Raw genomic sequence first — 18,145 nt, forward strand, 5'->3', positions numbered from 1 at the left:
GGCCCGGGATCCGCGGGGAGTGCCGGTCGGCGCGGGGTTGCGGCCGGCGTGTGTCGTTGATAGGGCTAGCCACCGTAAAGCATTTAGTTACGCTAACGAACTCTTCCGGGGCGGCGGGGCCGCCCCGGGCGCGAAAGGTCGTCCGGTGGGCTGGTTCGTCCGCATCCTCATCCACGGAGTCCTCTTCCACGGCGCGGTCGCCGTCCTGCGCCCGGTCGTCTCCTACCGGGCGCTGGAGATGGGACTGGCCCCCGGGTGGCTGGGCGTGTTCAGCGCGGCGATCTCGGTCATCCCCCTCGTCGTCGCGATCCCCATCGGCCGCTGGGTGGACCTGCACGACGAGCGCCCCGCCTACCTGGCGGGAAGCGCGTTCCTCGTGGCGTCGGCGTTCGGCCTCACCTTCGCCTACGACCCGTGGGTCATCGTCCTGTGCTCCGTGGGGGCCGGGATCGGGCTGATCCTGGCGATGGTCGCCGCGCAGGCCATGGTGGCCAACCGCTCGCCGCGCTCCCGCTTCGACACCCGGTTCGGCATGTTCGCGCTCGCCGGCTCGGCCGGCCAGCTCCTCGGTCCGCTGCTGCTGTCGGGGCTGGCCGCCAGCGAGCCCGCCTCGCTCACCGTCCCCGCCTTCCTCGGCACCGGGGTGGCGGCCACCGGGGCCCTGGTCGCCCTCGTGGGCATGCCGGCGCCCGCCGCTCGCCCGGGCCGCGGCGCCCGCGAGGGCGGGCCGGCGCGGCACCGCGCCCTCGACGTGCTGCGCGCCCCCGGGGTCGGGCCCGCCATCGTCGCCAGCCTGATCGTGCTCTCCGCCATCGACATGACGGTCGTCTACCTGCCCGCGCTGGGGGAGGAGCGCGGGATCAGCGCCGCGGCGGTCAGCCTGCTGCTCGCGGTGCGTGCGGCGGCCTCGGTGGTCTCGCGGGCGTTCCTCGGGGTGGCGGTCGCCCGCTGGGGACGGCACTTCGTCCTGGTCGCCAGCCTGGCGGTGTCGGCGGTCTCGGTGGCGGTCCTCACCGTGGAGCTGCCGCTCTGGGCGCTCGCGGCCGCGCTCGCCGTCGCGGGGCTCGGCCTGGGGATCGGGCAGCCGCTCACCATGGCGTGGGTCGCCGACGCCGCGGCCCCCGACGCGCGCGGTACCGCCATGGCGCTGCGGATGTCCGGCAACCACCTCGGCCAGACCGTCCTGCCGCTCGCCGCGGGCGCGCTGGCCGGCGGGGTGGGCGTGGCCGCGGTCTTCGGCGCCTTCGGAGCGGGGCTCGCGGTGGTCGCGGCGACGCTGCGGCGACCGCGCTGAGCGCGCCCGTGGGAGCCCGGAGCCCGGGCGCGCCCCGCGGCCGGGGCGCCGGGCTCAGCCTCCCGAGCTTCCCGGGCTCGCGTGCCAGAGCCGGCGGGGCGGGGCGGAGGCGCCGGCCGGGGTGATGTCGGCGTACCCGGAGAGCTCGTAGCCGTTGGCGTAGCGGATGCGGCGGCCGCCGACCCCGGCCAGGGGTCCGCGCCGGGCCTCCTCGGTGAGCGCGTCGCGCAGCCCCGCCGAGCCGTCCTCCCGCCAGGCGCGGGCGAGCTCCGCCAGGTCGTAGGCGTGGGTGGCGTTGATGGTGGGCAGGCCCGAACCGACCCGGCGGACCCGGCCGCGGACCGCCAGCAGCCAGGAGCCGAAGACGGTGGCGGCGCACCGGTCCTGCACCGACTCGAAGAACGTCAGGTCGACCAGGCCGGTCGCGTCGTCCAGCGTGGTGAAGATGATCCGCTGGCCCGAGCGCACCGCCGGGGTCTGCGTGGCCACCTTGACGCCGGCCACCAGCACCTCCGCGCCCGCCGGGACCCGCCCCAGGTCCCGGGCGGGCACCGCCCCGTGGCCGGCGGCGAGCGCGGCGAGCAGGTCGGCGTACTCGTCCAGCAGGTGGCCTCCGGCGTCGTAGCCGAGCACCTCCAGCTCCGTGCGCACCACCTCGGCCGGGGTCATCTCCGGGAGCTCGCCGGTGCGCACCCGCTCCACGAAGCCGATCGGCAGCTGGGCCCCGCCCGGGCCGCGCCGGCCGGCCCGTTCCAGCGCGCCGGCCTGGAGCATCAGGTCACGCCGGGTCAGCGCCGCGCGGCCGTCGGCGGGCTGGAGGCCGTCGAAGGCGCCGACCCGCACTAGCCGGTCCACCACGTCGCGCGAGACGCGGGCGCGGTTCACGAAGTCGGCCAGCGACGTGTAGGGGCGCCCGCCGAGGATCGCGTCCACCTCGGCGTCGGTGATGCCGCGGACGTCGGCGAGCCCGGCGCGGATCCCGGGGGCGCCGCCCCCGGCCGGTTCCACCCGCCAGTCCCGGGCGGAGCGGTTGACATCGACGCCGAGTACGGCGATCCCGAACCGGCGGGCGTCGTCGATGATGGCGCGGCGCGGGTACATGCCGGGCCCGTGGGTGAGGACACCGGCGTAGAACGCCGCGGGGTGGTGCCGCTTCAGCCAGGCGGACTGGTAGGTGGGCAGCGCGAACGCCGCGGCGTGGGCCTTGCAGAACCCGAACGCGCCGAAGGACGAGAGGACCTCCCACACCCGCCGCACGGTCTCCTCGGGGTGCCCGCAGTCGCGGGCCATGGTGGTGAACAGCTCGCGCACCTCCTCCTTGCCGGCCTCGGTGCCCAGCCGGCGGCGCATCGCCTCGGCCTGGTCCAGCCCGCATCCGGTCATGGCGTGCAGCACCTTGAGGACCTGCTCGTGGAAGATGACGACGCCGCCGGTCTCGGCGAGCGCGTCCCGCAGGACGGGGGAGGGGTACTCGGGCCGCTGGCGGCCGTCGCGGATCGCGATGAACGGGGTGATCATGTCGCTGTTGACCGGCCCGGGGCGGAACAGCGAGATGTCGACGATGAGGTCGTGCAGGTCGGCGGGGCGCAGCCGGCTGACCAGTTCGCGCTGGCCGGGCGACTCGATCTGGAAGCAGCCGAGGGTGCGGGAGGTGCGGACCATCGCGAAGGTGGCGGGGTCGTCGAGGGGGACGGTGTCGATGGCGACGCGCCGGTGCTCGGTGCGTTCGATCTCGGCCAGGGCGTGGGTTATGGCCGACTGCATGCGGACCCCGATGACGTCCAGCTTGATCAGCCCCATCTGCTCGACGTCGTCCTTGTCGTACTGGGTCATGGGGTAGCCGAGCTGGCTGGGCTCCAGCGGGGTGCGGTCGCGCAGGCCGGGGTCGGAGACGACGATGCCGCACGGGTGCATGGCGATGTGGCGGGGCAGGCCGTCGAGGCGTTCGGCCAGTCGGAACAGCGCCCGGGCGGGGTGCCGGTCCAGTCCGCCGGCGCGCAGTTCGGGCAGGTCCTCCAGGGCCGAGCGGATCTGGCGGGCGCGGATGTGCGGGAACGCCTTGGCCAGCATGTCGATCTCGTGTGGCGGGATGCCCATGGCCGCGCCGACGTCGCGGATGGCGCTGCGGGCGCGGTAGGTCTCCATCATCGACACGCAGGCGGCGTGGGGGTAGGCGTCGAAGATCGCCTGGTAGGCGTCGAGGCGGCGGGCGGACTCCACGTCCAGGTCGATGTCGGGCAGGCCGGTGCGGCTGGGGGTGAGGAACCGCTCCATGAGCAGGCCGTGGGCCAGCGGGTCGATGGCGGAGATGCCGAGCAGGTGGTTGACCAGGCTGCCGGTGCCGGAGCCGCGGATGGAGCACCGGATGCCGCGGTCGCGGATGCGGTCGGTGATGTCGGCGACGGTGAGGAAGTAGGCGGGGAAGCCCTTGTGCTCGATGATCTCCAGTTCGTGGGCGAGCCGGGAGCGGGCGCGGTCGTCGCGGTGCAGCCCGCGGTGCCGCAGGGCTTCGGTGCAGCGCCGCCACAGCCGGTCGCGTGCGTCGGGGATGCGGGGCAGGTGCGGGCGGTCCATCCCGAGGTCGGCGGCGGGGTCCAGGACGCAGGAGGCGGCGAGGGCGCGGGTGTGCGCGATGAGCCGCCGCGCGGCCGCGGGGTCGGGGCCGCAGATCCGTTCGGCGACCTGGAGCATCTCCGTGCCGCTCTTGAGGTGGGCCTGGGTGACGGCGGGTCCGGGGGCGGTACCGCCGGGCAGCCAGCGCCGGGCCTCGTCGAGGACGTGCGCGACCTCGGCGTCGGCGGGTCGGGGGTAGCGGACGGCGTTGCCCAGCACGGCGAGGGTGCGGGTCTCGGCGGCCAGCCGCAGCAGGGCGGCGGCCTGGGAGCGCTGGTCGGTGCCGTAGTGGTCGACGAGTTCGACGGCGACCTCCGCGATCGCGCGCCAGCGGTCGAGCAGGCGGCGGGCGCGTTCGTGGTGGCGGTCGCGGACCGCGCGGCCGACGTCGGAGTCGGGGCCCAGGAGCACCACGAGGCCCTCGGCGTGCGCGGCGAGGGTGTCGCGGGAGAAGGCCGGCACGCCGCGTCCGCCGGTGGCGTGGGCGGCGCTGACCAGCCGGCACAGCGACGCCCAGCCGCGCCGGCCGCGGGCCAGGACGGTGACGCGGCCCCCCTCGGGCGCGGCGACGGCGAGGTTGACGCCGAGGATGGCGCCCAGGCCGGCCTCCCGGCAGGCGCGCAGGTGCTTGACCGCGCCGTAGACGCCGTCGCGGTCGGTGAGGGCGAGCGCCTCCATGCCCAGTTCGGCGGCGCGCTCCACCAGCGCGGGCGGGTGGACGGTCCCGTACCGCATGGAAGCTGAGGACACCACGTCCAGGTGGGTGAAGGGATCGGGCATCAGTCGCGCTTCCCTCCGCGCGCCGTGGCCCGGCCGTCGGTTCCCATGACGCCTCCCCGCCGCCGCGGCGGCCATGGCGGGGCGGGTGCTGCCGCGCCTGGGGAAGACTGGCCGAAATCGAACTTATGTACGGATTATAACTCAGGAGGTGCGCTGTCCCAAACCCGTGACCTGCGTGGATGCCCGCCGCCGTCCCGCACCCCCGGGAGGTGACCGCAACGCCCTCTCCCCGGCGGCCACCCGGCCCTGTCCGCCGGGGAGCGATACGGTATCTGACATGGGGACTGCATCGAACCGGCCTTCCACCTCGGTCGAGGACTACGTGAAGGTCATCTACGACCTTCAGGAACGCGGCGGCGCCGGGCCGGTGACCACCTCGCGGGTGGCCGAGCGGCTGTCGGTCTCCAACTCCTCGGTCTCGGGGATGCTCCGCAAGCTCGGCGAACTCGGCCTGGTCGAGCACCAGCGCTACGGCGACGTCCGGCTCACCTCGAAGGGCAACCGGCTCGCCCTGGCGGTGCTGCGCCGGCACCGGCTCATCGAGCTGTACCTGGTCGAGGCGCTCGGCTACTCCTGGGACGAGGTCCACGACGAGGCCGAGATCCTGGAGCACGTCGTCTCCGACCAGTTCGTCGAACGCATCGCCGACCGGCTGGGCGACCCGACCGTGGACCCGCACGGCGACCCGATCCCCACCCGCGACGGCGAGGTGGTCGCGCGCGACACCCGCCTGCTCTCGCACGCCGACGCCGGAACCGTCGGCGTGATCGTCCGGGTCAACGACTCCGACCCGGAGCTGCTGCGCTACCTCGCCGACCAGCGGATCGCGATCGGGATGCGCGTGGAGGTCGTCGAACGCCAGCCCTTCGGCGGCCCGCTGGTGATCCGCCTCGGCGCCCCCGGCGCGCAGCGCGACCAGCCCATCGGCCTCGTCGCCGCCGACGCGCTGTGGATCGCACCCGGCCAGGAGGCCGGCGAACAGCGGGAGACGCACGCCGTCCGGAACGGGTGACTGGGCGGTGGGCCGGGTGCCCGCCGGTCGGTGCGTCCATGGGCAGGCCCAAGCCCGCGCGGGGGCGTTGACCCCGAGCCTCGCCCCGAAGGGACCCGCTGCGGAAAGAGGGCCGTTGCGACGGTGCGGGGCGGTTACCGGCGCGGCCCCCGGGGGCGCCCGAAGGGCCAGCGGGAGGTCCCACGCGCGGGGGAGGCGAGACCCCCTGCGGGGCGGCGCGGTCGCTGGCTGGTGCCGGGTGGGGTGGAGACCTTCCCTGACACCGACAAGGCGTTGACTTGCACGTCGTCAACGGGCACCTCGTCGTCCTTGGTGATCTTGACGTTGCCCGATATTGACGTGGCCGTGATGTTGGTGGGTCCTACAGCATGCACCTTGATACGGGAGCTGGTGGTCTGCGCGCGTACGGAACCTCTAGCCGCGTCGATGGAGATGCGTCCACTTGCGGATGTCGCTTCCACCGTGCCGGTCATGCTGGTCCGGTTGAGACTGACGCTGCCGCTGACCGTAGTGATCTCGGCGTCGTTGACAGCGCCATCGACGATGACCTCTCCAGATACGGTGTCGGCGTTGAGACTACGTGCTCCGTCGGTGGTCAGCTCGCCGGAGTTGGACGAGAACGTGATCGTGTCCGGCAAGCCTTTGACGTCGACGCCGGCGGACTTGGTCCTCGCGTTCAGAGAGGAACCCGCGGGCAGGACAGCCTCGATATGGAACGCGCTCTCGGTATGGGATACATGGTGCCCGGTGCTGACCGGCTGACCGTTGACGCTCATGCCACCGGGGCCGAAGGAGACGCTGACGGCGTTGACGACTTGGATGACGGGTCCGTGCTGCACCCCGCCGCTGATGACGTTGTGGACGCCGCCCCCGTTATCGGATCTGCCCCGGGCCGTGGACCGTACCGTCCATTGATCACCGAAGTTCCGGGGTTCCGCCTCGTCGACATCGGCCTGCGTTCCCGTCACGGTGAGGGAGGCAGTCGTGACACGGTCGGAGACCAGTACTGAAGCCGTTCCACCCGACAGGTGTAGGTCCAGGGCGATCGGGCCCGCCTTGGGAGCGGTGAATGAGCGCTCGGCCATATGCGTCTCCTTCGAGGCAGTCGGCGCGTGACGTGGACACGGGCACGTGCGGCTTGTCGCGTTGCTGCTGGACAGGTTGGAAAATCGACGGATTCAACGATTTTCCGGATTTGATGCCCATAGTCGACCACGAAAGGAGCGCGATTGCGAACGTTCTGGCAGAGCCAGACAGCAGACGGGCCAGGTACGCCGGGCCGAGCCCGGCCTATCACCCGAATCCGTCAGCGGTGACGCGTCAGGAGAGCCGAGATCCTGCGAATTCACTCCTGCGTCAGGAACCGGCGACACAACTGTGACTCGTGCGGGCGGGGCCGCCGATCTATGGTGTGACGCGGTGACCGCGTGTGCCTGGGGCGCGGCCGACAGTGAGAGGCGCGACCGTGCGTGGTGCGTGGAACGGGCCCGGCCGGGGCTGGGGCGGTCGGCGGCGACTGGCGGTGCTGCTGCTGGTGACGGGGCTGGTCGCGGGTCTTGGTGCGGTCGCGACGACGCCCGCCGTCGCCGCTGAGGACGTCTCGCGGCCCCCCGCGGAATCCACTTCCGGGGCGCGCCCCCTGGCGCACTACTTCGACAACGCGGGGATCTCCGACGACTCCGCGCCCGGCGCCGCCGACCTCGACGGGAGTGGGCGCAGCCTGTCGGCGCAGGCCCTCGCCGCCGCCGGCTGGAGCCCCGGGGCCCGGCTCACCGTGCACGCCACCGCGCTGACCTGGCCCGACACCCGTCCCGGGCGGCCGGACAACGCCATCGCCGACGGTCAGCGGGTACAGGTCAGCGGGCGCGGCGACGCCGTCACCTTCCTCGTCGCCGGCACCGGCGGCCCCGCCACCGGGACCGGGCGGATCGGCTACCGCGACGGCACCCGCGCCGCCTACACCCTCACCGCCCCCGACTGGGACACCGGCCCGCTCGCCACCAAGGCCGTCGCCCTTCCGTACGGCAACACCCCCGGCGGGCAGCGGAGCGGACCGGTCCGGCTGTACGCCGTCACGGTGCCCGTCGACCGCGCCCGCCCGGTCGCCCACGTCGAACTGCCCCGGGTCGCCGACCCGGCCGCCCGGCTGCACGTGTTCGCGGTCGCGCTCCGGCACGGCACCGGATGGACCGGCAGCTGGTCGGCCAGCACCTCCGGATACGCGCCGGTCGGCCCGTGGGAGGACCAGACGCTGCGGCTGGCGGTACGCGCCACCTCGGGCGGCCCGGCGGTGCGCCTCCGGCTGGACAACACCTTCGCGGCGCGGCCGGTGGCCATCGGCCGGGTCACGGTGGCGCTGCGCTCCTCCGGCGCGGCGGCCCGCACCACGCCGGTGCCGGTCTCCTTCGGCGGCGCGGAGGAGGTGCGGATCCCGGCCGGCGGACAGGCCCGCAGCGACGCCGTGGCGCTGCGGATCCCGGCCGGCGCCGAACTGCTCGTCAGCATGCACCTGCCCGAACCCGTCGCGGCGGCCCCCGTGCACACCGCCGCCACCGGCACCAACTACGGCACGGCGGCCGGCACCGGCGACCACACCGGGGACGCCTCGGGCGCGGCGTTCACCGAACGCGTCACGGTGTGGCCGTTCCTCACCGGGATCGACGTGGTCGGCGGCCCCGGCAGCGTGGTCGCCCTCGGCGACTCCATCACCGACGGGGTCGGCTCCACCTCCGGGGCCAACCGCCGCTGGCCGGACGTACTGGCGGACCGGCTCGCCGCCCAGTCCGCCGTTCCCCGATACGGCATCCTCAACCAGGGGATCTCCGCCAACCGGGTCGCCTCCGACCGCTACACCGGTGACGGCGTCAGCACCGACACCGGCGGCGTGAGCGCCCGCAACCGGCTGGACCGCGACGTGCTCGCCCAGACCGGCGCGCACACCGTCGTCGTCTTCGAGGGCGTCAACGACGTCCGGTGGGGTGCCAGCTCGGCCGACGTCATCGCGGGCCTGCGCGACATCGCTGCCCGGTCCCGGGCGCACGGGCTGCGGGTCCTCGTCGCGACGATCGCGCCGTGCGGCGGCTACCGCGACTGCACGGCCGACGTCGACGCCCGCCGGCAGGAGGTGAACGCCTTCATCCGCGACAACGGCGGCACCTTCGACGGCGTGCTCGACTTCGACGCGGTCCTGCGCGACCCCGCCGACCCCGCCCGGCTGCTGCCCGCCTACGACTCCGGCGACCACCTGCACCCGGGCGACGCCGGACTGCGCGCGGTCGCGGAGTCGATCGACCTGGACCTGCTGCGGCCGGACGCGGCACCGTAGGGGAGGCGGTCCCGTAGGCGCGGCGGCCGCCGATGGTGCGTCGGCGGTGCCCACGGGAGGCCCGCACCCGGGCTTGCGGGGAGGACGGGCGCCACACGGCGTCGGCGCGGCCGCCGGTTCCGCTACGCTCTGCCGTGACGGTGCGCTCAACCGCTCCTCGGGTGACGCTAGTTGCTGAATCCGACGGTTCCGGCGGAGAGGAGCGCAGGTCAACAAGGTCCGCCCCGCGCGTGTGGGGATGAACCCGCGCCCTGGCTTCCGCCGGTGGCCACCAGCCGGTCCGCCCCGCGCGTGCGGGGACGCACCTGCCGCGCGGCGGTCTGCTTGGAGAAGTCCCAGTGCACCCCGCGCGTAGGGCACGACGCCACCGTGCGATTCCGGGGACGTAGAACCAGCCCGCCGAGCTGGTGCATCCGGTGGTGGGACTCCGGTCTGGCCCGCCGCGCATGGTGATGAACCCGCGACTCCTGCTCTGACCAGATGTTTCGGGGCGGTCCGCGCCCCTCGCGAGGGGATGAGTCCGCACCACTCGGCAGAACCGGCCGGTGACCCCTGTCCGCTTCCGCGCGCGGCCGAGCTCAGCAATAGCGGCGCGGCGGTCCAAGCGGGGGCGTTCGCCGTTGGTGTGCGGGGATGAACCCACGCGGGCGGACGCGGGTGGCCGTCTGATGGGCCTCCGGTGGTGATGCCGCGAGGCACCTGCTTTCCACGTTCCTCCGCGCAGCGGAATGAGCCGCGCACACGGTCCAAGGGCACGTCGCGCCCGGTCCGCCCGGCGCATGCTGGAGCGGTGGCCGTGACCGCACCGGTGGGATCGCTCCAGATGGCCCCGGACGAGGGGCGAAACGCGTGTCGTCCGGGACCCGTCAGGCGATATGCGCTCACGGGCGCGACCGCACGAGGCCGTGCCCAGCGGCCTGCCCCGACCCCTGGTGCGTCCCGTGCGGGAGGGGCCCAGGGCCGCGCCGGCCGTGGATGGTGGGCCCGCGCTGACGCGGAGACGGGGACCCCGCTCCCGCCTGCCTGGGGAAAGAGGCGCGCGACGGTCCCCGGTAACCGGCGGGGACCGCCTGCGCCGCCCGCCGCACAACGCGAGGCGGCGCGACCACACCCGGCACACCGCCTGTGCCGCCTCCAGAAAGGCCGTCCGCACCCGGCCTGCCGCCGGCGTGTTGAGTTCGGGGCCTGCGTGATAGAAAGTTCGGTGTGCCGAACTTGAGAGATTGGCCGATCGCAATCCACTTCGCGGCGATCATCCCCATCGCGGCGGTGGTCGTCGCCACCGGCTGCGCCGCCGCGTCCCCCGAACCGGCCGACGACGGCCGGCCGCTCGTCCTCACCACCTTCACCGTGCTGGCCGACATGGTCCGCAACGTCGCGGGCGACGCCGTCCGGGTCGAGTCCGTCACCCGGGTGGGCGCCGAGATCCACGGCTACGAACCAACCCCCGACGACCTCGTCCGCGCGCAGGACGCCGACCTCGTGCTGCGGAACGGGCTCGGGCTGGAGGCGTGGTTCGACCGGTTCACCTCCCGCGTGGACGCCCCCACCGCGACGCTCAGCGACGGTGTGCCCGCCATCGCCATCGACGCCGGCGGACACGAGGGGCGGCCCAACCCGCACGCCTGGATGTCGACCGGCAACGCGCTGGTGTACGTGGACAACATCCGCGACGCCCTCACCGACCTCGCCCCCGAGCACGCCGACGCGTTCGCCGCCAACGCCGAGGAGTACCAGGCACGCGTCACCGAGATCGGCGACGACCTGCGGGAGCGGCTCGGCGGGCTCCCGGAGCACCAGCGCGCGCTCGTCACCTGCGAAGGCGCCTTCTCCTACCTCGCGCGCGACGCGGGGCTGACCGAGCGGTACCTGTGGCCGGTCAACGCCGACTCCGAGGGCACCCCCCAGCAGATCGCCGCCGTGATCACCTTCGTCCGCGCGAACGACGTGCCCGCCGTGTTCTGCGAGACCACGGTCAACGACGGGGCCCAGCGCCAGGTGGCCCGGGAGACCGGCGCGGCCTGGGGCGGCGACCTCTACGTCGACTCGCTGTCCGAGCCGGACGGCCCCGTGCCCACCTACCTCGACCTGCTGCGCCACGACGCCGAGACGATCGCGGCCGGGCTGACCGGAGAGGAGACCCGCTCATGACCGAGGCAGCGGTGGCCGTGGACGGGGTGACCGTCCGCTACGGCGACGTGCTCGCACTGGAGGACGTCGCGTTCTCGGTGCCCGCCGGCCGCATCTGCGGCCTGCTCGGTACCAACGGCTCCGGCAAGTCCACACTGTTTCGCACCGTGATCGGCATGCTCACCCCCGAGCGCGGCACCGTCCGGCTGCACGGCCACCCGCCGGCGCGGGCCCGCGCCCGGGGAGTGGTGGGGTATGTGCCGCAGGCCGAGCAGGTCGACTGGGCGTTCCCGGTCCGCGTCGTCGACGTCGTCATGATGGGCCGCTACGGCCACATGGGCCCGACCCGCCGGCCCCGCGCCGCCGACCGCGCGGCCGTCGCCGACGCGCTGGAGCGGACCGGGCTCACCGACCTGGCCCATCGGCAGATCGGCGCGCTGTCCGGCGGCCAGCGCAAGCGCGCGTTCGTGGCGCGGGGGATCGCGCAGGGCGCCCGGGTGTTCCTGCTCGACGAGCCGTTCGCCGGGGTGGACAAGGGGTCGGAGGCCACCATCGTGGAGGTGCTGCGCGGGATGCGCGACGACGGCCGCACCCTGCTGGTCTCCACGCACGACCTGGCCAGCGTGCCCGACTTCTGCGACGAGGCGGTGCTGCTCCAGCAGCGGGTCGTGGCGCACGGCCGGCCGGAGGAGGTGCTGACGCCGCAGCGCCTGCTGGCGGCGTTCGGCGTGGGCGCGGGCACCGGGAGGGCGGTCTGATGGAGGCGCTGGTGGAGTGGTTCGCGGTGCCGTTCCAGTTCGACTTCATGCGGCGGGCGCTGCTCGTGAGCGTGGTCGCGGGAGCGGTGTGCGCGGTGCTGTCGTGCTGGATGACCCTCATCGGGTGGTCGCTGCTCGCCGACGCCGTCTCGCACGCCGTGCTGCCCGGCGTGGTGCTGTCCTACCTGTTCGGTCTCCCGTTCGCCGCCGGCGCGCTGGTGTTCGGTGCCGGGTCGGTCGCGCTGATCGGGGTGGTCCGCCGCACCTCGCGGGTCAAGGCGGACGCCGCGACCGGGATCGTGTTCACGGCGATGTTCGCGATCGGGGTGGTGCTGATCTCGCGGATCCCCAGCGACACCGACCTCATGCACATCCTGTTCGGCAACGTGCTGGGGGTCTCCGACGCCGACATCGCGCAGATCCTCGTCATGGCGGCGGCCACGCTGCTGGTCGTGCTGTTCAAGCACCGCGACATCACGCTGTTCGCGTTCGACCCCACGCACGCGCACGCCATCGGGCTGAACCCGCGCCGGCTGGAGGCCCTGCTGCTCGGCCTGCTGTCGGTGACGGTGGTGATCGCGCTGCAGGCGGTCGGCATCATCATGGTGGTGGCCATGATGATCATCCCCGGCGCGACCGCGTACCTGCTGACCGACCGGTTCGAGCGGATGCTGGTGATCTCGGTGGCGGTGTCGGTGGGTGCGTCGGTGCTCGGTACCTACGCGAGCTTCCACCTCAACGTCGCCACGGGCGGGACGATCGTCGTCGCCCAGGCACTGGCGTTCACGCTCGCCTACCTGTTCGCGCCGCGGCAGGGGGTGGTGTGGCGGGGCCGTGCCCGCACCGCGCGGGCGGGTGAGACGGTACCGGCCCGCTAGCCGGTCGAGGTGCTCGCCGGACCGCCTGCGCCCACGCCGAAGGAGGCCGGCCGGGTGCGGGCGGCCCGTCCCTGGCGCGCCACGCGGCGCGGGCCTGCGGCCGAGGGGTCGCCGGGGAGCCGGGCCGGGCGGGGTGCTTGTGCCCGCGCGGTCGGGTGCGTGACAGTGGGTCGCATGGGTGCACATCCGGGTCGAGGGCGGGCACAGCCTCCCGGGCGGGGACGGCCGCCCGGGCTGACCCCGACCGTGATCGAGGCGGGCGACCTCATCCTGGAGCCGTTGCGGGTCACGCACGCCGAGGAGATGTCGGCGGCGCTGGCCGACCCCGAGCTGTTCCGCTACATCGGGGGTTCGCCGCCCAGCGTCGCCCGGCTCCGGTCCCGCTACACCGACATGCTCGCCGGCTCCGAGGAGCCGGGTGTCTCGTGGTGCAACTGGGTGATCCGCACCGCGGACGGGACGGCGGTGGGAACGGTGCAGGCCACCGTCGGGCCGGTCCCGGGCGGTCGCGCCGCGGTGCTCGCCTGGCTGGTCGGGGCCCCGTGGCAGCGGCGCGGTATCGGCACCCGCGCGACCCGCGCGCTCGTGGAGTGGCTGCACGCGCGCGGCGTGCGGCCGGTGACCGCGCACATCCACCCCGGCAACGCCGCCTCGGCGGCGATCGCCCGCAACTGCGGGCTGCACCCGACCGACCGGTGGGCCGACGGCGAGGTGGTCTGGACGGAGGCGGAGTAGCGCCGGTGCGGTCCGGGGCGGAGACGGGGCGGCTTGCCGGGAAACGGGACGGATGGCGGTGCCGGAATTCGGGCGGGCGGACCGGAGTGGTCTCGCCGGGGTGGCGCGGGAAGTGGTTCGCGCGGCTAGCCGCCGATGAGATGCCGGTACGCGTAGAGGCCGGCGCGCAGCCGGTCGGGCTGGTCGATCTTCCGCATGGCGCGGGACAGGTACTTCTTCACCGTGGGTTCGGCGAGGTGGAGTTCCCGCGCGATCTGGCGGTTGGTGTAACCCGCACCGAGCAGCCGTAACACGTCGCGTTCCCGGTCGTTGAGGCCGGCTTCCTCCGGTGAGATCTCCGCCGCGGAATCCGAGTTTCCCGCCCCGTTATGTTGTTTCACGCCGTTTCGCTCCCCGTGCGTTGCGAAATGTCGCAGTTATTCATATCAACTGCCCCGCAAGATCGCGGTGTGACCTGCCTCATTTATGAGTGCTAATCCGGTTTCCGGTTATACGCTGACTTTCACTACTACCCTGGCGGGAAATCCGCCATGGACTATTCCCCGCGATTCGGTCAGGCTGGTCGGCGGGCGGTGCGACGGGAACGCCGCCGGGCCGAGGGGAGGGAAAACGGCGTGCTCGACGGGTTCCGCACCACCCGGATCGACACCGGCGAGGCCGAGATCGCGGTGGCCGTGGCGGGCTCCGGCCCCCCGTTGCTCCTGCTGCACGGGTTCCCGCAGACCCACGTCATGTGGCACCGGGTCGCCCCCGCCCTGAGCGAGGACTTCACCGTGGTCCTCTCCGACCTGCGCGGCTACGGCGCCAGCTCCCGGCCACCGGCCACCGCCGACCACCGGCCCTACGGCAAGCGCGCCATGGCGCGCGACCAGGTCGAGGTGATGCGCCGCCTGGGCTTCCCGGCCTTCGCCGTGGCCGGCCACGACCGGGGCGGCCGGTGCGCCTACCGGATGGCCCTGGACCACCCCGAGCGGGTGCGCGCCCTCGCCGTTCTCGACATCGTTCCCACCCTGGACGCCTACGAGCGCGTCGACGCCGATCTCGCCCACGGGCTCTGGCGGTGGTTCCTCATGGCGCAGCGCCACCCGATTCCCGAGCGGATCATCGCGGCTGACCCCGAGACCTTCTTCTTCGGGACCGGGTCGGAGGTGTTCGCGCCCGAGGCGCTCGCGGCCTACCGCGCGGCGGTGGCGCGCCCCGGCGCCGTGCAGGCGATGTGCGAGGACTACCGCGCCGCGAGCACCGTCGACCGCGCGGACGACGCCGCGGACCGCGGCCGGCGGCGTATCCGCTGCCCGGTGCTCGCCCTCTGGGGCGCGCGCTCCACGGTGCACGCCTGGTACGACGTGCTCGCCGTGTGGCGCCGCTGGGCCGAGGACGTGCGCGGCGCGGCCCTGGACAGTGGGCACTTCCTCGCCGAGGAGGCCCCCGAGGCCACCACCCGCCACCTGCGCGCGTTCCTCACGGCCACCGCCCGGCCACCGATGCCGCACACCTCCGGCGGGCGGTGATCCGGGGCCGGGCGCATCGGCCCCGTCGCACCACACCGGCCCCGGGCCGGCGCGTCCCCGAAGGTCAGCCGTTCGGGGCGGCGGGCGGCGATCCGGCACCGGAGCGCAGCAGGGCGACGAGCTCCCGGCGCAGCTCGGCGTCCTCCGCCGTTTCGGTCGAGGCGTCGATCTGCACGATGTCGACCCCCGCCCGGTGGAACTCCAGGATCCTGCCCGCCACGTCGGCCGGCGTGCCGACCAGCACCCCCGTCATGCCCGCGCGCAGCTGCCGTTCCGCCGCCGCGCGGATGTCGGCGGCCACGGACCGCAGGTCCCGCTCGGTGTCGCGGGCCAGCTGCGCGGATGCCGCCAGTTCTTCGGGCGGCCGTTCGCCGATCACACGGACCCCGGTCGCCACGATCTCCGCCGCCCGCTCCCGCGCAGCCGTGCCGTCGGCCCCGAGCACGCACCGCACGTGCCGCCAGTACCGCAGGCGCCGGCCGTGCCCCGCGGCGAGCGCGGACACCCGGGAGACGGCCGCGCGTACCTCCTCCGGGGTCCGCTGACCGACCGCGTACACGTCGGCGAACTCCGCTGCCAGCCGCACGCCGGGCTCCGAGGTGCCCCCGAACGAGATCGGCGGCCGGGGGAGCTGCACCGGCCGCAGCCCCGACCACGCGTCGCGGAAGGTGTAGAACTCGCCGTCGTGGTCGAAGGGCTCGGGGGCGGTGAGGGCGCGGGTGAAGACGCTCAGGTACTCGCGCGCCCTGCGGTAGCGGGTCTCTTTGCCGGCGACGTCACCGTCGCGGCGGACGTCGACGTCGCTGGAGCCGATCACCACGTGCACGCCGGCGCGGCCCCCCGAGAGCCGGTCCAGGGTGGCCAGCGTGCGCGCCGCCGCCGTCGGCGCGGTGACCCCCGGCCGGTGCGCGACCGTGACCCGCAGCCGCGGCGTGGCCGCCAGCGCCCAGCCGGCCACCAGCCACGGGTCCGGCCAGGAGCTGTAGGTGGTGACGAGGGCGCTGTCGAAGCCGTCCGCCTCCTCAGCGCGGGCGCGCTCCGCGACGTAGGCGGGGTCGGCGTCGCGCGCCCGTGGATCCGGAAGGAAGCGTGCCGCCCGGCGCAGCTCCGCGGTCGCGCCGGGCGGAGCCGCCGCCCGGATCCCGCCGCGTAGTTCGAGTGCCATGTTCGCCTTCCTCGGGTAGGTGGTGTCCGGACGTCACCGGCGGGTCGTGGCCACGCCGGGGACGGATGCCTCGCGGCACCGATCAGGTCGCGCCGGGCAGGCGGGCCGGGCCGGGCCGCTCGCCCGCGGCCGAACCGGGTGGCAGGGCCGGTACGGCCGCCAGCAGCCGTTCGGTATGGGGGTGGGCGGGCGCCCGCCAGACCCGCTCGACCGGTCCTTCCTCCACGACCGCGCCGCCGTGCATCACCACGACCCGGTCGCAGAGATGGTGGACGACCCCCAGGTCGTGGGAGATGAACAGCAGTGCCAGCCCCAGCTCCCGGCGCAGCCGGGTGAGCAGGTCGATGATCTGCGCCTGAACGGAGGCGTCCAGCGCCGAGACCGGCTCGTCGCAGACGAGGACGCGGGGGCGCGGCGCCAGCGCCCGCGCGATCGCCACCCGCTGGCGCTGCCCGCCCGACAGTTCCAGCGGCCGCCGCCGCAGGTGTCCCTCATCGAGGCCGACCTGCGCCAGGAGCGCGGCGGCCCGCGCCCGGCGGCGGGACCGGTCACGTTCGCCGGCGGCGCGCAGCGCCTCGTCGAGCACCCGGCCCACCGGGTACCGAGGGTCGAAGGAGCCGAGCGGGTCCTGCTGCACCAGCTGGACGGCCGAGCGCCGGGGCCGCCGGGCGCGCTCGGGCAGGCCGCTCCACGGGCGGCCCTCCAGCGTGACGGTCCCCGAGTCCGGGGGGAGCAGGCCCATGGCCAGCAGCGCCAGGGTCGACTTCCCCGACCCCGACTCCCCGACGACGCCCAGAGCCTCGCCGGCCGCCAGGCGCAGCGAGACATCGCGGACGGCCGTGCGCGCCGGGTGGCCCGCCCTCGCGAAGACCTTGGTGACCCCCTCGCACGCCAGGACCGCCGCACCCCCGTCCGGGTGGGGCGGAGCCGCCGCCTCGGCCGGCGTGGGCCCGGCGGTCCGGGCCGGGGCGCGGTCCGAGAGCCGGCGTCCCCGGGTCGTGGGGCCGGGCACCGCGGCCAGCAGCGCGCGCGTGCGCGGATGCGCCGGCCGGTCCAGGATCCGGGCGGTCGGCCCCTCCTCGACGATCCGTCCGTCGTGCATGACGGCGATGCGGTCGGCGATCCGGGCGACCACGGCGAGGTCGTGACTGATCAGCAGTAGCCCCAGCCCGTCCGAGCGCAGCCCGCCGAGCAGCCGCAGCACCTGGTCCTGCACCACGACGTCGAGCGCGGTCGTGGGCTCGTCGGCGACCAGCACCGCGGGCCGGGCGGCGAGCGCGGAAGCGATGAGCGCCCGCTGCCGCAGTCCGCCGGAGAGCTCGTGCGGGTGCTGGGCGGCGCGCTCCCCGGGTTCGGGCACCCCCGCCTCGTCCAGCAGCCGGACCACCTCCGCGGCGCGCCGGTCACGGGGCAGGATCCGGTGCACTCGCAGTGGCTCCGCCACCTCGGCGCCGACCGTGCGCAGCGGGTCGAGCGAGACCAGGGCGTCCTGCAGGACCAGGCCGATGCCGCGGCCGCGCACCGCACGCCAGTCGCGTTCGGTGAACCGGGCGGCGTTCCGGCCGAGCAGCCGCCACGCGCGGGCGGCCACGGTGGCCGCCGGTCCGGCGAGCCCGGCGAGCGCCCGCGCGGTCGCGCTCTTGCCGGACCCGGACTCCCCGACGATGGCCAGGCACTCGCCCCGGCGCAGGCGCAGCGAGACGCCGCGGACCGCGTGCACCGCGCGCCGGCCACGCCCGAACGTGATGTCGAGGCCGTCGACGCTGAGGAGGAGGTCGTCGTCCGTTCCGGTGTCGGTCATCGGTGGGCTCCGGAGGTCGTCGGGCGGCCCGGGAGGGCCGGATGCGGCCGCCCGGGGCGTGCCGCGAGCGGCTTCCGGGGCGTGGACGGCCGGCCGGGCGGGGCGTTCCACGGGCCGTCGCCGGGACGTTCCCGTGCGCAACG

13 protein-coding genes are annotated in these 18,145 nt (G+C 74.7%); 8 read left to right on the forward strand and 5 right to left on the reverse strand.

The window, feature by feature from the left end; all coding sequences use genetic code 11:
- Nucleotides 1-145: 145 nt before the first annotated feature.
- Complete coding sequence (locus tag DEF28_RS06655) at nucleotides 146-1,294, forward strand: MFS transporter (RefSeq protein ID WP_114433206.1); 1,149 nt, start codon at nucleotides 146-148, stop codon at nucleotides 1,292-1,294.
- 54 nt (nucleotides 1,295-1,348) lie between these two features.
- Here the strand turns inward: DEF28_RS06655 and DEF28_RS06660 are convergent, their stop codons facing one another.
- On the reverse strand, nucleotides 1,349-4,687 hold the full coding sequence (locus tag DEF28_RS06660) for a DNA polymerase III subunit alpha (protein WP_114397788.1): 3,339 nt from the start codon (nucleotides 4,685-4,687) through the stop codon (nucleotides 1,349-1,351).
- Between the two features lie 277 nt (nucleotides 4,688-4,964).
- On the opposite strand from DEF28_RS06660, the gene DEF28_RS06665 reads away from it, so the two are divergent.
- Nucleotides 4,965-5,699: a metal-dependent transcriptional regulator gene (locus tag DEF28_RS06665; RefSeq protein WP_114397789.1), complete on the forward strand. Its 735-nt coding sequence runs from the start codon at nucleotides 4,965-4,967 to the stop codon at nucleotides 5,697-5,699.
- 134 nt (nucleotides 5,700-5,833) lie between these two features.
- Here DEF28_RS06665 and DEF28_RS06670 read toward each other — a convergent pair whose 3' ends face one another.
- Entirely contained in the window at nucleotides 5,834-6,784 is a 951-nt protein-coding gene (locus DEF28_RS06670; protein WP_114397790.1) for a DUF4097 family beta strand repeat-containing protein, read from the reverse strand.
- A gap of 380 nt (nucleotides 6,785-7,164) precedes the next feature.
- Between DEF28_RS06670 and DEF28_RS06675 the strand changes: the two genes are divergently transcribed.
- From DEF28_RS06675 to DEF28_RS06695, 5 genes are all read left to right on the forward strand, one after another.
- Nucleotides 7,165-9,024, forward strand: a complete 1,860-nt coding sequence (locus tag DEF28_RS06675) for an SGNH/GDSL hydrolase family protein (RefSeq protein WP_199493161.1) — start codon at nucleotides 7,165-7,167, stop codon at nucleotides 9,022-9,024.
- Nucleotides 9,025-10,230: 1,206 nt separating this feature from the next.
- The gene (locus DEF28_RS06680; protein WP_114397791.1) at nucleotides 10,231-11,175 is read left to right on the forward strand and encodes a metal ABC transporter substrate-binding protein; all 945 of its coding nucleotides are present in this window, start codon (nucleotides 10,231-10,233) and stop codon (nucleotides 11,173-11,175) included.
- Nucleotides 11,172-11,912 carry a metal ABC transporter ATP-binding protein gene (locus DEF28_RS06685; protein ID WP_114397792.1) on the forward strand — a complete coding sequence of 247 codons (741 nt, stop codon included), beginning with the start codon at nucleotides 11,172-11,174 and terminating at the stop codon, nucleotides 11,910-11,912. The genes DEF28_RS06680 and DEF28_RS06685 overlap by 4 nt, the downstream gene beginning before the upstream one ends.
- Nucleotides 11,912-12,790, forward strand: a complete 879-nt coding sequence (locus DEF28_RS06690) for a metal ABC transporter permease (protein ID WP_114397793.1) — start codon at nucleotides 11,912-11,914, stop codon at nucleotides 12,788-12,790. Before DEF28_RS06685 ends, DEF28_RS06690 begins: the two co-directional genes overlap by 1 nt.
- A gap of 174 nt (nucleotides 12,791-12,964) precedes the next feature.
- Nucleotides 12,965-13,525 carry a GNAT family N-acetyltransferase gene (locus DEF28_RS06695; RefSeq protein ID WP_114397794.1) on the forward strand — a complete coding sequence of 187 codons (561 nt, stop codon included), beginning with the start codon at nucleotides 12,965-12,967 and terminating at the stop codon, nucleotides 13,523-13,525.
- A 125-nt stretch (nucleotides 13,526-13,650) separates the two neighbouring features.
- Here the strand turns inward: DEF28_RS06695 and DEF28_RS06700 are convergent, their stop codons facing one another.
- Nucleotides 13,651-13,905: a response regulator transcription factor gene (locus tag DEF28_RS06700; RefSeq protein WP_158562770.1), complete on the reverse strand. Its 255-nt coding sequence runs from the start codon at nucleotides 13,903-13,905 to the stop codon at nucleotides 13,651-13,653.
- A gap of 234 nt (nucleotides 13,906-14,139) precedes the next feature.
- Here DEF28_RS06700 and DEF28_RS06705 point away from each other — a divergent pair, with 234 nt between their 5' ends.
- The gene (locus DEF28_RS06705) at nucleotides 14,140-15,036 is read left to right on the forward strand and encodes an alpha/beta fold hydrolase (RefSeq protein WP_233515135.1); all 897 of its coding nucleotides are present in this window, start codon (nucleotides 14,140-14,142) and stop codon (nucleotides 15,034-15,036) included.
- Between the two features lie 64 nt (nucleotides 15,037-15,100).
- On the opposite strand, the gene DEF28_RS06710 is transcribed toward DEF28_RS06705, so the two are convergent.
- Together DEF28_RS06710 and DEF28_RS06715 are read right to left on the reverse strand one after the other, a co-directional pair.
- Nucleotides 15,101-16,201: an LLM class flavin-dependent oxidoreductase gene (locus DEF28_RS06710; protein ID WP_114397797.1), complete on the reverse strand. Its 1,101-nt coding sequence runs from the start codon at nucleotides 16,199-16,201 to the stop codon at nucleotides 15,101-15,103.
- A gap of 82 nt (nucleotides 16,202-16,283) precedes the next feature.
- A complete protein-coding gene (locus tag DEF28_RS06715) occupies nucleotides 16,284-18,002 on the reverse strand; it encodes a dipeptide ABC transporter ATP-binding protein (RefSeq protein WP_114397798.1) in 1,719 nt (572 codons plus the stop codon).
- Between the last annotated feature and the right edge of the window lie 143 nt (nucleotides 18,003-18,145).

This window comes from Marinitenerispora sediminis (genome assembly GCF_003336425.1).
Lineage (GTDB): Bacteria > Actinomycetota > Actinomycetes > Streptosporangiales > Streptosporangiaceae > Marinitenerispora > Marinitenerispora sediminis.

Coding starts and splice junctions, on each gene's coding strand:
- DEF28_RS06660 (WP_114397788.1), bottom strand. CDS start 4,687: ATGCCCGATCCCTTCACCCACCTGGACGTGGTGTCCTCAGCTTCCATG.
- DEF28_RS06665 (WP_114397789.1), top strand. CDS start 4,965: ATGGGGACTGCATCGAACCGGCCTTCCACCTCGGTCGAGGACTACGTG.
- DEF28_RS06670 (WP_114397790.1), bottom strand. CDS start 6,784: ATGGCCGAGCGCTCATTCACCGCTCCCAAGGCGGGCCCGATCGCCCTG.
- DEF28_RS06685 (WP_114397792.1), top strand. CDS start 11,172: ATGACCGAGGCAGCGGTGGCCGTGGACGGGGTGACCGTCCGCTACGGC.
- DEF28_RS06690 (WP_114397793.1), top strand. CDS start 11,912: ATGGAGGCGCTGGTGGAGTGGTTCGCGGTGCCGTTCCAGTTCGACTTC.
- DEF28_RS06695 (WP_114397794.1), top strand. CDS start 12,965: ATGGGTGCACATCCGGGTCGAGGGCGGGCACAGCCTCCCGGGCGGGGA.
- DEF28_RS06710 (WP_114397797.1), bottom strand. CDS start 16,201: ATGGCACTCGAACTACGCGGCGGGATCCGGGCGGCGGCTCCGCCCGGC.
- DEF28_RS06715 (WP_114397798.1), bottom strand. CDS start 18,002: ATGACCGACACCGGAACGGACGACGACCTCCTCCTCAGCGTCGACGGC.